The 15,218-nt window shown below is 52.8% G+C and carries 11 protein-coding genes and 1 pseudogene; 9 read left to right on the forward strand and 3 right to left on the reverse strand.

The features are described from left to right. Nucleotides 1–54 precede the first annotated feature (54 nt). Both galP and metK read right to left on the reverse strand, forming a co-directional pair. Nucleotides 55–1,449, reverse strand: coding sequence for a galactose/proton symporter (galP, locus tag OGY33_RS05305; RefSeq protein WP_008785766.1), 1,395 nt, complete (start codon nt 1,447–1,449; stop codon nt 55–57). A gap of 398 nt (nt 1,450–1,847) precedes the next feature. Further along, entirely contained in the window at nt 1,848–3,002 is a 1,155-nt protein-coding gene (gene metK, locus OGY33_RS05310) for a methionine adenosyltransferase (RefSeq protein ID WP_020996311.1), read from the reverse strand. Between the two features lie 418 nt (nt 3,003–3,420). Between metK and yqgG the strand changes: the two are divergent. From yqgG to speB, 4 genes and pseudogenes are all read left to right on the forward strand, one after another. Further along, nucleotides 3,421–3,522 (forward strand): annotated as a pseudogene (gene yqgG, locus OGY33_RS05315) (small protein YqgG); the annotation flags it as partial. Nucleotides 3,523–3,780: 258 nt separating this feature from the next. Further along, nucleotides 3,781–3,927 carry an acid stress response protein YqgB gene (yqgB, locus tag OGY33_RS05320; RefSeq protein ID WP_071692618.1) on the forward strand — a complete coding sequence of 49 codons (147 nt, stop codon included), beginning with the start codon at nt 3,781–3,783 and terminating at the stop codon, nt 3,925–3,927. After that, nucleotides 3,920–5,896, forward strand: coding sequence for a biosynthetic arginine decarboxylase (gene speA, locus OGY33_RS05325; protein WP_071692619.1), 1,977 nt, complete (start codon nt 3,920–3,922; stop codon nt 5,894–5,896). Before yqgB ends, speA begins: the two co-directional genes overlap by 8 nt. A 207-nt stretch (nt 5,897–6,103) precedes the next feature. Then, nucleotides 6,104–7,024, forward strand: coding sequence for an agmatinase (gene speB / locus OGY33_RS05330; protein WP_003027056.1), 921 nt, complete (start codon nt 6,104–6,106; stop codon nt 7,022–7,024). Between the two features lie 101 nt (nt 7,025–7,125). On the opposite strand, the gene loiP is transcribed toward speB, so the two are convergent. Next, the gene (gene loiP, locus OGY33_RS05335; protein WP_032944921.1) at nt 7,126–7,884 is read right to left on the reverse strand and encodes a metalloprotease LoiP; all 759 of its coding nucleotides are present in this window, start codon (nt 7,882–7,884) and stop codon (nt 7,126–7,128) included. A 279-nt stretch (nt 7,885–8,163) separates the two neighbouring features. Between loiP and tkt the strand changes: the two genes are divergently transcribed. The 5 genes from tkt (at nt 8,164) to OGY33_RS05360 (ending at nt 15,097) form a co-directional block, all read left to right on the forward strand. Continuing rightward, complete coding sequence (gene tkt, locus OGY33_RS05340; protein WP_003825453.1) at nt 8,164–10,155, forward strand: transketolase; 1,992 nt, start codon at nt 8,164–8,166, stop codon at nt 10,153–10,155. A 490-nt stretch (nt 10,156–10,645) separates the two neighbouring features. Beyond that, nucleotides 10,646–11,674, forward strand: a complete 1,029-nt coding sequence (gene epd, locus OGY33_RS05345) for an erythrose-4-phosphate dehydrogenase (RefSeq protein ID WP_008785759.1) — start codon at nt 10,646–10,648, stop codon at nt 11,672–11,674. 39 nt (nt 11,675–11,713) lie between these two features. Further along, the gene (gene pgk, locus OGY33_RS05350) at nt 11,714–12,877 is read left to right on the forward strand and encodes a phosphoglycerate kinase (protein WP_003027032.1); all 1,164 of its coding nucleotides are present in this window, start codon (nt 11,714–11,716) and stop codon (nt 12,875–12,877) included. Nucleotides 12,878–12,965: 88 nt separating this feature from the next. Beyond that, nucleotides 12,966–14,045: a class II fructose-bisphosphate aldolase gene (gene fbaA, locus OGY33_RS05355; protein ID WP_003027029.1), complete on the forward strand. Its 1,080-nt coding sequence runs from the start codon at nt 12,966–12,968 to the stop codon at nt 14,043–14,045. Between the two features lie 191 nt (nt 14,046–14,236). Continuing rightward, nucleotides 14,237–15,097: a small-conductance mechanosensitive channel MscS gene (locus OGY33_RS05360; protein WP_003825461.1), complete on the forward strand. Its 861-nt coding sequence runs from the start codon at nt 14,237–14,239 to the stop codon at nt 15,095–15,097. Nucleotides 15,098–15,218: the final 121 nt, after the last annotated feature.

The following is a 15,218-nucleotide window of genomic DNA, read 5'->3' on the forward strand; positions in this document are numbered from 1 at the left end:
GGGAAGGGACTGCAAGAGGAAGGCTTCCTCCGCTGGGGAGGAAGCCTTTGGTGATTAGTCGTGTGCGCCAATTTCGCGCAGTTTACGACCCTTCATCAGGTTACGCTCAATGTGTTCCAGAGAGACGTTTTTAGTTTCAGGGATCAGCCACAGAGTCAGGAAGATGAACAGTACGTTCAGGCCGCCGTAGACCCAGAAGGTGTTGGCGCTGCCCAGTGAGTTCAGCATCGTCAGGAAGGTTGCGCCGACGATCATGTTGGCAATCCAGTTGGTTGCAGTAGAGCAGGTGATGCCGAAATCGCGGCCTTTCAGCGGCTGGATTTCAGAGCACAGTACCCAAATCAGCGGACCGGCGCTCATGGCAAAGCCAACGATAAACATCAGCAGCATCAGTACTGCGAAGTATTGTGCGGATGCCGAGTGAATACCCACGTGCATCATTGTACCCAGCACGCCCATACCAACAGCCATCACGATAAAGCCAAGGATCAGCGTAGGCTTGCGGCCCCAACGGTCAACCAGGCCAATGGCGATAAAGGTTGCCAGCACGTTGGTCAGACCGACGATAACAGTCCCCCACATCTGCTCGGTGGTGTTGGTGTAGCCCGCCAGCTCAAAGATTTTCGGTGCGTAATACATGATGACGTTCATCCCGGTGAACTGCTGCATCACCTGTAACAGAACGCCAAGGAATACCGCGCGACGGAAGTTGCTGTTTTCTTTAAACAGCGCCCAGCCGCTCTGCTTCACCTGCAGACTTTCACGGATTTCATCCAGCTCGCGTTTGGCTTCTGCGCTGGTGTCACGCAGACGCAACAGGACGCGTTCAGCATCAACAAAACGACGTTTAGCTGCAAACCAACGTGGGCTGTCCGGCAGGAAGATAACGCCAACCAGCAGCAGCAGGGCAGGGATGATGATTACACCCAGCATCCAGCGCCATGCGCCGCTGTAGCTAAACGCTGTATCGGAAAGATACGCGCCCAAAATACCGATGGTGATCATCAGCTGATACATGGAGATCATGCTGCCACGAATCTTTTCCGGGGCAATTTCGGACAGGTATAGCGGCGCGGTATAAGACGCAACGCCTACAGCCAAGCCGAGCAGCACGCGGGAAACCAGCAGGACTTCAACGTTTGGCGCAGCGGCGGAGAACAGTGAACCCGCAACAAACAAGATCGCACCGATCATCAGGCTTTTTTTGCGTCCCAGTTTGAAGGAGAGCCAACCGCTGCCGACAGCACCTACCGCCGCACCAAACATCATGGAGCTCACCACCCATTCCTGAGTGTGCGGGGTAATTTGAAACTCGTCGGTGATGAACGGTAAAGCACCGGCAATAACACCGATATCCAGGCCAAAAAGTAATCCAGCCAGGGCAGCCAGAAAGCAGACAAAAAATGTCATGGCTTTGTTGGAACGCCCCGTTTTTTTATTGTCAGGCATGATGCCCTCCGGTTGGGTAGCTAGTTTTGTTGATGTTAAGGGTAGGTGAGTACGGGGTAAAAAAATGCGAATCACATCACATTAGTGTAATCGCTTACACTGTCATTCATGCTGGTTATTAGTTAATTCATTGAAAGTTAACATTATTTATTGAGATTAAATAATGTTGGTTGTCTGAATTTAAGACAATGATGAAAGATAATGTAACAGTGATGCAAGTGTGCTGGATAAGAGATGTTAATTCAAGGTAGAGGGAAATATGGTGTGATGTAATCGCTTTCATTTTCATTTAAAGCAATAGTAATCAGCGCGGTTTGGTGATGGATGTGGGAGAGGAAATAGGTATAAAAAAAGACCAGCGCGAGGCTGGTCTTCATAAGCGTTAAGTCTGGTTTAAATTACTTCAGACCGGCAGCGTCGCGCAGCAACTGTGCTTTGTCGGTTTTTTCCCATGGGAAATGTTCGCGACCAAAGTGACCGTAAGCAGCGGTTTCTTTGTAAATCGGGTGCAGCAGATCCAGCATCTGAATCAGGCCATACGGGCGCAGGTCGAAGAACTCACGTACCAGCAGGGTCAACTGCTCTGAAGGCACTTTTTCAGTACCGAACGTTTCCACCATGATAGATGTCGGTTCTGCCACGCCGATTGCGTAGGAAACCTGAATCTCACAACGGTCAGCCAGGCCTGCGGCAACGATGTTTTTCGCTACGTAACGGGCTGCATAGGCTGCGGAACGGTCAACTTTAGACGGGTCTTTACCAGAGAATGCACCGCCGCCGTGACGCGCCATGCCGCCGTAGGTATCAACGATGATTTTACGACCGGTCAGACCGCAGTCGCCCATCGGGCCGCCGATAACGAAACGACCAGTTGGGTTGATGAAGAATTTGGTCGAAGCGGTCAGCCATTCAGTCGGCAGTACCGGCTTGATGATCTCTTCCATAACGGCTTCTTGCAGCGATTTCTGGTCGATATCTTCAGAGTGCTGAGTAGACAGAACAACCGCATCAATACCGACGATTTTGCCGTCGTCATACTGGAAGGTTACCTGGCTTTTGGCATCCGGACGCAGCCAGGATAAGGTGCCGTTTTTACGCACTTCAGCCTGACGCTGCACCAGACGGTGAGCATAGGTAATAGGTGCTGGCATCAGCACGTCGGTTTCGTTGGTTGCATAACCAAACATCAGGCCCTGGTCGCCTGCGCCCTGTTCCAGCGGATCGGCACGGTCAACACCCTGGTTGATGTCCGGAGACTGTTTACCAATCGCGCTCAGTACCGCGCAAGAGTTGGCGTCAAAGCCCATGTCGGAATGCACATAGCCAATTTCGCGAACCGTGTTACGGGTGATCTCTTCGATATCAACCCATGCGCTGGTGGTGATCTCACCGCCAACTAAAACCATACCGGTTTTGACGTAGGTTTCGCAGGCAACGCGTGCTTTTGGATCCTGTTCCAGGATTGCATCCAGCACAGCATCAGAGATTTGGTCAGCGATTTTGTCAGGATGCCCTTCTGATACGGACTCGGACGTAAAAAGGTGTTTTGCCATATTTAATTTCACCTAAGGAGAATTTGGTTAGCTCAAACTGTCGAGTGGAATAGCCATGTGTAGAAGATTCTACCATGAGTCTGCAGATGACGGACACTGGCAGTCTGAGTGTTAATCGGTATAGATGGATTAACATCTGGACGGCTATTTTAGGACAGTTCTTCGCCTGATTTCCAGCTTTTTTTGATTGAGGTCGCATTGTACTGAAAATGTAACTGGAAATTTTTCCTGACGGTGCTGGCAATGTGCATATTTATCTTTTGCTTTTTGACTTTCTTATCGGTATAAAACGCGGCGCGCGGCTCATACAAAAGCACACGACGTTTTCATCGTGTTGCCACTTCCAGCCGGGTTAAAACTTTAGCTTTGGCTTGTGGGTTCGTTCCGTAAGGAGCAACCGTGGAGGTGATACGAGATAATGAACCGTTGTATTCTGCAGAATCTGTCGCACCGTTCTGGTGTACATATGTCCCCCGCAATCTGCATCTCTGCTTTGCATACCTGTCGATGTTATATACACAAAATCATTTATGCTGCGTCGAGGCGGCAAGTGAATGAGTCCCCTGAACGTACGAGTAGTACGTGACTGGGGCGAATGAGCGTAGCCAACAAAGTGGCTGCATGAAGGATGAAGTGTATACCCATCTCGGCGTATCTCAGGACTCAAGAGCCGGTAACGGTCACTAAGAACTGAACAAGGGCGCTCTTGGTAAACAAGAGTTTTCTCGTGGTTTCGCCGAACCGTCAGCATTAAGTTCGGTTACGTGTTTACATTGATATGAAAAAGAAACCGGTCGCACAGTCGGAGCGTCAGCACTATCTGCTGCAAATTCTGCCTGTATTTGGGTTGTTATCGCGTCTTCGGATTGCGATAGTAGTCAACTGTTTTACACTTGTTAATAAAATTGAGGTTCGCTATGTCTGACGACATTTCTTTGGGTTCGCCTTCGTCAGCAGGCGAACACGGTGTACTACGCTCCATGCAGGAGGTTGCAATGAGTTCCCAGGAAGCCAGCAAGATGCTGCGTACTTACAATATTGCCTGGTGGGGTAATAACTACTACGACGTCAATGAACTGGGTCACATCAGCGTGTGCCCGGATCCAGACGTACCCGAAGCGCGCGTTGACCTTGCTGAGTTGGTGAAAGCCCGTGAAGCGCAGGGCCAGCGTTTGCCTGCATTGTTCTGCTTCCCGCAGATCCTGCAACACCGTCTGCGTTCGATTAACGCCGCGTTTAAACGTGCCCGTGAATCTTACGGTTACAACGGTGACTATTTCCTCGTTTACCCGATCAAGGTCAACCAGCACCGCCGCGTGATTGAATCGCTGATCCACTCTGGCGAACCGCTGGGACTGGAAGCGGGTTCCAAAGCTGAACTGATGGCCGTTCTGGCCCATGCCGGAATGACCCGTAGCGTGATCGTGTGTAACGGTTATAAAGACCGCGAATATATCCGTCTGGCGCTGATTGGCGAGAAGATGGGCCATAAGGTCTATCTGGTCATCGAGAAGATGTCTGAAATTGCAATCGTGCTGGATGAAGCTGAACGCCTGAATGTCGTTCCGCGTCTGGGCGTGCGTGCGCGTCTGGCGTCGCAGGGCTCTGGCAAGTGGCAGTCTTCCGGCGGGGAAAAATCAAAATTCGGCCTGGCGGCAAACCAGGTGCTGCAGCTGGTCGAAATTCTGCGCGAGCGCGGTCGTCTGGACAGCATTCAGTTGCTGCACTTCCACCTTGGCTCGCAGATGGCGAACATTCGTGATATTGCCACCGGCGTACGTGAATCGGCGCGTTTCTACGTTGAGCTGCACAAGCTTGGCGTCAATATCCAGTGCTTCGACGTGGGCGGTGGTCTGGGCGTGGATTACGAAGGTACCCGTTCGCAGTCTGACTGTTCCGTAAACTACGGCCTGAACGAATACGCCAACAACATCATCTGGGCTATTGGCGACGCCTGCGAAGAACACGGTCTGCCGCATCCGACGGTAATCACCGAGTCTGGCCGCGCGGTTACCGCGCACCATACCGTGCTGGTATCAAACATTATCGGCGTTGAGCGTAGCGAACACACAGAAGCAACGCCTCCGGCTGATGATGCGCCGCGTGCTTTGCAAAGCATGTGGGAAACCTGGCAAGAAATGCATGAACCGGGAACCCGTCGTTCACTGCGTGAATGGCTGCACGACAGCCAGATGGATCTGCACGATATTCACGTTGGTTACTCTTCAGGTACCTTTAGCCTGCAAGAGCGCGCGTGGGCTGAGCAGCTTTATCTGAACATGTGCCATGAAGTGCAGAAACAACTCGACCCGAGCAACCGTGCGCACCGTCCGATTATCGACGAGCTGCAGGAGCGAATGGCGGATAAGATTTACGTCAACTTCTCGCTGTTCCAGTCGATGCCGGATGCGTGGGGGATCGATCAGCTGTTCCCGGTAATGCCGCTGGAAGGGTTGAACCAGGTGCCTGAACGCCGTGCGGTGCTGTTGGATATCACCTGCGACTCTGATGGTGCTATCGACCACTACGTTGACGGTGATGGCATCGCGACCACGATGCCGATGCCGGAATATGACCCGGAGAACCCGCCGATGCTGGGCTTCTTTATGGTGGGGGCGTACCAGGAGATCCTCGGCAACATGCACAACCTGTTTGGTGATACCGAAGCGGTTGACGTGTTCGTCTTCCCTGACGGCAGCGTAGAAGTGGAATTGTCCGACGAAGGGGATACCGTGGCGGATATGCTGCAGTACGTGCAGTTGGATCCGAATACCCTGCTGACGCAGTTCCGTGACCAGGTGAAAAACACCGATCTGGATACCGAGCTGCAGCAACAGTTCCTCGAAGAGTTTGAGGCCGGTCTGTACGGTTATACTTATCTGGAAGATGAGTAACGATAAATGCCTGCTGGCGCTACGCTTACCGGGCCTACGAAAGTAGGCCGGATAAAGCGAAGCCGCATTTTTGGCACTTACTTGAATCCGTACAAAATAACGGCGATAATTTGCCGTAAATATGCAGTTACCAAATCAATCCCTTCCTCGTCGGGCTTAACGACGCGGAGGGGATTTTTTTTCATCGATTTTTAAAGAGGTCAGTACATGAGCACCTTAGGTCATCAATACGACAACTCCCTGGTTTCTAACGCCTTTGGTTTTTTACGTCTGCCGATGAACTTCATGCCATACGACAGCGACGCCGATTGGGTGATCACCGGCGTACCGTTTGATATGGCAACGTCTGGTCGTGCGGGCGGGCGTCATGGTCCGGCGGCGATCCGTCAGGTTTCCACTAACCTGGCGTGGGAGCATAACCGCTTCCCGTGGAACTTCGATATGCGCGAGCGCCTGAACGTGGTGGACTGCGGCGATCTGGTCTATGCCTTCGGTGATGCGCGTGAAATGAGTGAAAAACTGCAGGCTCATGCTGAGAAGCTGCTTTCTGCCGGTAAGCGCATGCTCTCCTTCGGCGGCGACCACTTCGTCACGTTGCCGCTGCTGCGTGCGCACGCTAAGCATTTTGGTAAAATGGCGCTGGTGCACTTTGATGCCCACACCGACACCTACGCTAACGGCTGTGAATTCGACCACGGCACCATGTTCTACACTGCGCCGAACGAAGGTCTGATCGATCCGAATCACTCAGTGCAGATTGGTATCCGTACCGAATTCGACAAAGACAACGGCTTTACCGTGCTGGATGCCTGCCAGGTGAACGATCGCAGCGTGGATGACATCATCGCCCAGGTTAAGCAGATTGTCGGTGATATGCCGGTGTATCTGACCTTTGATATCGACTGTCTGGATCCAGCGTTTGCGCCGGGTACCGGTACGCCAGTGATTGGCGGTCTGACTTCCGACCGCGCGATCAAGCTGGTACGTGGTCTGAAAGATCTGAACATCGTCGGGATGGACGTCGTTGAAGTGGCTCCGGCCTACGATCAGTCTGAGATCACCGCGCTGGCGGCGGCTACGCTGGCTCTGGAAATGCTGTATATTCAGGCGGCGAAGAAAGGCGAATAAGTTGTTTTGCCGGATGTCGCTAACGCTAATCCGGCCTACAGCTGGTTGATGCTTGTAGGCCGGATAAGGCGTTCACGCCGCCATCCGGCAGTGTTCAAGGGTTATTTGATCCCGTCGGCGCTCATGCGATCGCGAATATGTTGCGCACGTTCTGCGGATGCCGGGTGATCGTCAAACATTGAGCTTTGACGTCCAGCTTCCAGTTTGGCCAGTTTCTCAAAGCTGGTGGCTAAACCTGCCGGATTGATCCCGCGTTTGCGCAACAAATCATACGAGTAATCATCCGCCTCGGATTCCTGACGCTGGGAGAACTGCGAGTTCACCAGTTTCTCGCCAAGATCGCCCAATTGCGACTGTGACAGGCTGCCGACAATGCCGCCAGCTGACGCCGCCGCTGCACGTACGGCGTTTGTACCCAGCGCAACCTGCATGCCTTTTTTCACGTGGCCCAGCGCGACGTGGCCCATTTCATGGCCGATCACCGCTTCGACTTCGTTGTCGGTCATCATATCCATCAGGCCGCTGTACACGCGGATACAGCCGTTTGCCATGGCAAAGGCATTCACATCTTTCGCCATATAGACTTTGTAGTTCACCGGCTGGCCGTTAATGTTATCGCCAAGCGCGGCGGATATTTTGCCAAGACGCGTTGCGTACTCGCTGCTGGCCGGGGCGATAGTAGCCTTGCTGTCCATATCTTTACAGGCCTGATCGCTCAGCGCTTTTACCTGAGCATCGCTCAGACTGTAGGCCTGAAAAGCCTCCGCGCCAGAAGAAAGCAGTCCGTTGGAGTCCATGTTCTGGCAGCCGGTCAATGCCGCAGCCATGCTCGTAGCAAGCAGTAAAGCGCGAATTTTCATTTTTTCTCTTCCGCACAAAGTCAGGATTATTCTAAAAATTACGTCGTTTGCAGGTGAACCGACGCTCGGCCTAAGTATAAAGAAAAGAACAATACGCGGGCGAGAAGATTGCGCAACTTGCGCGCATGATCCAGAGATTTCTGAAGCGGCAAAAGGATGCTCCATGTACATGACACGCGGCTTGGGTTACATTGTTGGCACTTTTTTCCGGCGTAGCCCAAAACGCGCTGTCGTCAAGTCGTTAAGGGCTCAGCCTTCATTATCCGATCTGGAGTCAAAATGTCCTCACGTAAAGAGCTTGCCAATGCTATTCGTGCGCTGAGCATGGACGCAGTACAGAAAGCCAAATCCGGTCACCCGGGTGCCCCGATGGGTATGGCTGACATTGCCGAAGTCCTGTGGCGTGATTTCCTGAACCACAACCCGACTAACCCGTCCTGGGCTGACCGTGACCGCTTCGTGCTGTCCAACGGCCACGGCTCCATGCTGATTTATAGCCTGCTGCACCTCACCGGCTACGATCTGCCGATGTCCGAGCTGCAGAACTTCCGTCAGCTGCACTCCAAAACTCCGGGTCACCCGGAAGTGGGTTACACCGCCGGTGTTGAAACCACTACAGGTCCTCTGGGTCAGGGTATTGCGAATGCAGTGGGTATGGCTATCGCTGAAAAAACGCTGGCGGCGCAGTTTAACCGTCCAGGTCACGACATCGTTGACCACTTCACCTATGCTTTCATGGGCGACGGCTGCATGATGGAAGGTATCTCTCACGAGGTATGTTCCCTGGCCGGTACGCTGAAGCTGGGTAAACTGGTTGCGTTCTACGATGACAACGGCATCTCTATCGATGGCCACGTTGAAGGCTGGTTCACCGATGACACCGCGAAGCGTTTTGAAGCTTACGGCTGGCATGTGGTTCGTGGCGTTGATGGCCACGATGCTGACGCCATTAAACGCGCAGTTGAAGAAGCACGCGCAGTAACCGACAAACCGTCCCTGCTGATGTGCAAAACCATCATCGGTTTCGGTTCTCCGAACAAAGCGGGTACTCACGACTCTCACGGTGCACCGCTGGGCGATGCAGAAATCGCACTGACCCGTGAACAGCTGGGCTGGAAATACGCGCCGTTCGAAATCCCGTCTGAAATCTACGCGCAGTGGGATGCGAAAGAAGCCGGTCAGGCAAAAGAAGCTGCATGGAACGAGAAGTTCGCTGCTTATGCGAAAGCCTACCCGCAGGAAGCGGCTGAATTCACCCGTCGTATGAAAGGTGAAATGCCGTCTGACTTCGACGCCAAAGCGAACGAGTTCATTGCTAAGCTGCAGGCTAATCCGGCGAAAATCGCCAGCCGTAAAGCTTCTCAGAACGCGATTGAAGCCTTCGGTCCTCTGCTGCCTGAATTCCTCGGCGGCTCCGCTGACCTGGCACCGTCTAACCTGACGCTGTGGTCTGGTTCGAAAGCGATTAACGAAGATACTGCCGGTAACTACATCCATTACGGTGTGCGTGAATTCGGTATGACCGCTATCGCGAACGGTATCTCCCTGCACGGTGGTTTCCTGCCGTACACCTCCACCTTCCTGATGTTTGTGGAATATGCCCGTAACGCGGTGCGTATGGCTGCGCTGATGAAACAGCGTCAGGTCATGGTCTACACCCACGACTCCATCGGTCTGGGCGAAGACGGCCCGACTCACCAGCCGGTAGAGCAGGTTGCTTCTCTGCGTGTGACCCCGAACATGAGCACATGGCGTCCGTGTGACCAGGTTGAATCCGCCGTTGCGTGGAAATACGGTGTTGAGCGTCAGGACGGCCCGACCGCGCTGATCCTCTCCCGCCAGAACCTGGCACAGCAGGAGCGTACCGAAGAGCAACTGGCAAACATCGCTCGCGGTGGTTACGTGCTGAAAGACTGCGACGGTCAGCCGGAACTGATCTTCATCGCAACTGGTTCTGAAGTTGAGCTGGCTGTGGCTGCGTGGGACAAACTGACTGCCGAAGGCGTGAAGGCTCGCGTGGTTTCCATGCCGTCTACCGACGCGTTCGACAAGCAGGATGCCGCTTACCGTGAGTCTGTGCTGCCGAAAGCGGTTTCCGCTCGCGTTGCAGTGGAAGCAGGTATCGCGGACTACTGGTTCAAATACGTGGGCCTGAACGGCGCAATCGTCGGTATGACCACCTTTGGTGAGTCTGCTCCGGCAGAGCTGCTGTTTGAAGAGTTCGGCTTCACCGTAGACAACGTTGTCGCGAAAGCAAAAGAACTGCTGTAATTTCGATTACAGGTGAAAACGGGTCGCTCAGGCGGCCCGTTTTTTTTGCTTTTCCGGAACGCGCCGCGCGTTGCGCAATCGCACGGTTCAGTCTGCTATCCAGACCGTCTGCGGCATCATTGAAGGGCTCCGGGACTCGGACCTCGCGCTGGTGATTAGATGCAGGTTAGGGGGCTTTCTGATTTAAATCAGGGTGTGTAACACGACAATGAAATAATTTTGCTACGGTTATTCGTCATTCTGGAATATGGAATAAATTTAGCGTTGAAGGGCGTTAAAATGTGACGCAAGTCAGATAACTGTGTTCTGTTGCTGGACAATCATTCCTTTTATTCCTCGTTTCGCTTATTCTAGCTGAAGCGTTTCAGTCGATTAAATGTTCGACAATTAACCAATTAGTCGCAGTTTGCGACAGGTAAGGTTTCCCTGAGCGATTTGCTGCATTACTCTGTCTGCCACATCGTTTCTGAGAAATCCTTGCAGGAGACCTATGACCGTACGCGTAGCGATTAATGGTTTCGGTCGCATCGGACGCAACGTGGTTCGTGCTTTGTATGAATCCGGGCGTCGGGCGGAAATCACCGTGGTGGCAATCAACGAACTTGCGGATGCTGCAGGCATGGCGCATTTGTTGAAATATGACACCAGCCATGGACGTTTTGCCTGGGATGTTCGTCAGGAACGTGACCAGCTCATCGTTGGCGATGACGCTATCCGCATTCTGCATGAGCGAACACTCGATGCACTTCCATGGCGCGAACTGGGTGTCGACATCGTGCTGGATTGTACGGGGGTCTTCGGCAATCGCGAACACGGCGAGGCGCATATTGCCGCTGGTGCAAAAAAAGTGCTCTTTTCACATCCTGGTAGTCACGACATCGACGCAACCGTTGTGTATGGCGTTAATCAGGATCAGCTGCGCGCTGAGCACCGGATCGTTTCCAACGCTTCCTGCACCACGAATTGCATAATACCCGTCATTAAATTGCTGGATGATGCTTACGGCATTGAGTCTGGTACCGTCACCACGATCCACTCCGCGATGCACGATCAGCAGGTTATTGATGCTTATCATCCTGACCTGCGTCGCACGCGAGCGGCCAGCCAGTCGATTATTCCGGTTGATACCAAACTGGCGGCGGGCATCACGCGAATTTTTCCGCAGTTTAACGATCGTTTTGAAGCGATAGCGGTGCGTGTACCAACCATAAATGTGACGGCGATCGACTTAAGCGTGACGGTGAAAAAACCAGTAAAAGCCAGTGAAGTCAACCAGTTGCTGCAAAAAGCAGCACAAGGTGCATTTCATGGTATAGTTGACTATACGGAATTACCGTTGGTCTCTGTAGATTTTAACCACGACCCGCACAGTGCCATCGTAGATGGTACGCAAACGCGTGTGAGTGGCGCTCACCTGATCAAAACGCTGGTCTGGTGTGATAATGAATGGGGCTTTGCTAACCGTATGCTCGACACTACGTTAGCGATGGCTGCTATTGGTTTCAGGCTCGACGCTTGAGCGTCGACAAAACTTTATGAATCAACGAGAGGATTCACCATGTCTGTAATTAAGATGACCGATCTGGATCTGGCTGGTAAACGCGTTTTTATCCGTGCGGACCTGAACGTACCAGTTAAAGAAGGGAAAGTAACCAGCGATGCGCGTATCCGTGCTTCTCTGCCGACCATCGAACTGGCCCTGAAACAGGGTGCGAAAGTGATGGTAACTTCCCACCTGGGTCGTCCTACCGAAGGCGAGTACAACGAAGAATTCTCTCTGCTGCCGGTTGTTAACTACCTGAAAGACAAACTGTCTGCTCCGGTTCGCCTGGTAAAAGATTACCTGGACGGCGTTGAAGTCGCTGCCGGTGAACTGGTGGTTCTGGAAAACGTTCGCTTCAACAAAGGCGAGAAGAAAGACGACGAAGCACTGTCCAAAAAATATGCTGCGCTGTGCGACGTATTCGTAATGGACGCTTTCGGTACGGCTCACCGTGCGCAGGCTTCTACCCACGGTATCGGTAAATTCGCTGATGTAGCTTGCGCAGGCCCGCTGCTGGCTGCTGAGCTGGATGCGCTGGGTAAAGCACTGAAAGAACCTGCTCGTCCGATGGTTGCTATCGTTGGCGGTTCTAAAGTTTCCACCAAACTGACCGTTCTGGATTCTCTGTCAAAAATCGCTGACCAGCTGATCGTTGGCGGTGGTATCGCGAACACCTTCGTTGCCGCTCAAGGCCACAACGTGGGTAAATCCCTGTACGAAGCTGACCTGGTTGACGAAGCTAAGCGTCTGCTGACCACTTGCGACATCCCGGTCCCGACTGACGTTCGCGTAGCGACTGAATTCTCTGAAACTGCACCGGCTACTCTGAAGTCCGTAAGCGATGTGAAAGAAGACGAGCAGATCCTGGACATCGGCGACGCTTCTGCACAGCAGCTGGCTGACATCCTGAAAAATGCGAAAACCATTCTGTGGAACGGCCCGGTTGGCGTGTTCGAATTCCCGAACTTCCGCAAAGGTACTGAAATCGTTGCTAACGCTATCGCAGACAGCGAAGCGTTCTCTATCGCAGGCGGCGGTGACACCCTGGCAGCAATCGACCTGTTCGGCATTGCTGACAAAATCTCCTACATCTCCACTGGCGGCGGCGCTTTCCTCGAATTCGTGGAAGGTAAAGTATTGCCAGCAGTAGCGATGCTCGAAGAGCGCGCTAAAAAGTAAGCATTTAATGGGCAGGGAAACCTGCCCAATTATTAGCGCGCTTTAGAGCGCGCGCCCTTTCCAAGGCCGAAGATACAGGATTCGTAATATGTCTAAAATTTTTGATTTCGTAAAACCAGGCGTAATCACTGGTGATGACGTACAGAAAGTTTTCCAGGTAGCAAAAGAAAACAACTTTGCTCTGCCAGCTGTTAACTGCGTGGGTACCGACTCCATCAACGCCGTTCTGGAAACCGCTGCAAAAGTTAAAGCGCCGGTAATCGTACAGTTCTCCAACGGTGGTGCTTCTTTCATCGCGGGTAAAGGCGTGAAGTCTGACGTTCCTCAGGGCGCTGCAATCCTGGGTGCTATCTCTGGCGCGCATCACGTTCACCAGATGGCTGAACACTACGGTGTTCCGGTTATCCTGCACACTGACCACTGCGCGAAGAAACTGCTGCCGTGGATCGACGGTCTGCTGGACGCGGGTGAAAAACACTTCGCAGCAACCGGCAAACCGCTGTTCTCTTCTCACATGATCGACCTGTCTGAAGAGTCTCTGGAAGAGAACATCGAAATCTGCTCCAAATACCTGGCGCGCATGTCCAAAATGGGCATGACCCTGGAAATCGAACTGGGTTGCACCGGTGGCGAAGAAGACGGCGTGGACAACAGCCACATGGACGCTTCTGCACTGTACACCCAGCCGGAAGACGTTGATTACGCATACACCGAGCTGAGCAAAATCAGCCCGCGTTTCACCATCGCAGCTTCCTTCGGTAACGTACACGGCGTTTACAAGCCGGGTAACGTTGTTCTGACCCCGACCATCCTGCGCGACTCTCAGGACTATGTTTCTAAGAAACATAACCTGCCGCACAACAGCCTGAACTTCGTCTTCCACGGCGGTTCCGGTTCTACTGCTCAGGAAATCAAAGACTCCGTAAGCTACGGCGTAGTGAAAATGAACATCGACACCGATACCCAATGGGCTACCTGGGAAGGCGTTCTGAACTACTACAAAGCGAATGAAGCTTACCTGCAGGGCCAACTGGGCAACCCGAAAGGCGAAGATCAGCCGAACAAGAAATACTACGATCCGCGCGTATGGCTGCGTGCTGGTCAGGCAACCATGATCACCCGTCTGGAACAGGCTTTCAAAGAACTGAACGCGGTTGACGTTCTGTAATTTACGCCGTTCTACGTGACATGAGGCCCGCAAATGCGGGCCTTTTTTATTGCCATTTCAATATGCTGCTGGCAGAGAATTCTGTGATCTGTTTGGCAAAATCCAGGTTTATTGTTTACCCTTGTCAGATTGCCAGTCCCGTTGGGACGGCTTTATTTTTCCCATTTGGGTAAGCAAAAAAGGAATATTGAATGGAAGATTTGAATGTTGTCGACAGCATAAATGGTGCGGGCACCTGGCTGGTCCGCAATCAGGAGCTGCTGTTAAGCTATGCCGTCAACATCGTTGCGGCCATCGCCATTGTCATTATCGGTATGATTGTGGCGCGCATCGTATCAAACACCGTTAACCGCCTGATGGTGGCACGTAAAATTGATGCAACCGTTGCTGACTTCCTCTCCGCACTGGTGCGCTACGGGATTATCGCGTTCACGCTGATTGCCGCTCTGGGTCGCGTTGGGGTACAAACCGCTTCTGTGATTGCCGTTCTCGGTGCCGCAGGTTTAGCCGTTGGTCTGGCGCTGCAAGGTTCGCTGTCTAACCTCGCCGCTGGCGTGCTGCTGGTGATGTTCCGTCCGTTCCGCGCAGGTGAGTATGTAGACCTCGGCGGCGTAGCGGGAACCGTACTCAACGTGCAGATTTTCTCCACGACTATGCGTACCGTAGACGGTAAGATTGTTGTGATCCCAAACGGTAAAATCATTGCCGGGAACATCATTAACTTCTCTCGTGAGCCGGTTCGTCGTAACGAATTTATCATCGGCGTGGCTTACGACTCCGATATCGATCAGGTGAAAAAAATCCTCACCGATATCATTCAGTCTGACGAGCGTATCCTTAAAGATCGTGAAATGACGGTGCGCCTGAATGAGCTGGGCGCTTCCTCGATCAATTTTGTGGTACGCGTCTGGAGCAACAGTAGCGATCTGCAAAGCGTCTACTGGGACGTACTGGAGCGTATTAAACGCGAGTTTGACGCCAACGGTATCAGCTTCCCGTACCCGCAGATGGATGTGAACTTCAAGCGTGTGAAAGAGAGCGCGGCAGAGTAATCGCGTGCCCGGTGGCGCTATCGCTTACCGGGCCCGCAGGTTTTGTAGGCCGGATAAGGCGTCAGCCGTCATCCGGCATTTCCCCCCCCCCGTGGTATTAATTCTTCTTATCCCTGATTAA

This window comes from Citrobacter sp. Cpo032 (genome assembly GCF_030332975.1).
Classification (GTDB): domain Bacteria; phylum Pseudomonadota; class Gammaproteobacteria; order Enterobacterales; family Enterobacteriaceae; genus Citrobacter; species Citrobacter portucalensis.

Bases quoted from the DNA above. Each gene is read 5' to 3' on its own strand.
- galP (WP_008785766.1), bottom strand. From the start codon at position 1,449: ATGCCTGACAATAAAAAAACGGGGCGTTCCAACAAAGCCATGACATTT.
- metK (WP_020996311.1), bottom strand. From the start codon at position 3,002: ATGGCAAAACACCTTTTTACGTCCGAGTCCGTATCAGAAGGGCATCCT.
- yqgB (WP_071692618.1), top strand. From the start codon at position 3,781: ATGAAAAAGAAACCGGTCGCACAGTCGGAGCGTCAGCACTATCTGCTG.
- speA (WP_071692619.1), top strand. From the start codon at position 3,920: ATGTCTGACGACATTTCTTTGGGTTCGCCTTCGTCAGCAGGCGAACAC.
- speB (WP_003027056.1), top strand. From the start codon at position 6,104: ATGAGCACCTTAGGTCATCAATACGACAACTCCCTGGTTTCTAACGCC.
- loiP (WP_032944921.1), bottom strand. From the start codon at position 7,884: ATGAAAATTCGCGCTTTACTGCTTGCTACGAGCATGGCTGCGGCATTG.
- tkt (WP_003825453.1), top strand. From the start codon at position 8,164: ATGTCCTCACGTAAAGAGCTTGCCAATGCTATTCGTGCGCTGAGCATG.
- epd (WP_008785759.1), top strand. From the start codon at position 10,646: ATGACCGTACGCGTAGCGATTAATGGTTTCGGTCGCATCGGACGCAAC.
- pgk (WP_003027032.1), top strand. From the start codon at position 11,714: ATGTCTGTAATTAAGATGACCGATCTGGATCTGGCTGGTAAACGCGTT.
- fbaA (WP_003027029.1), top strand. From the start codon at position 12,966: ATGTCTAAAATTTTTGATTTCGTAAAACCAGGCGTAATCACTGGTGAT.
- OGY33_RS05360 (WP_003825461.1), top strand. From the start codon at position 14,237: ATGGAAGATTTGAATGTTGTCGACAGCATAAATGGTGCGGGCACCTGG.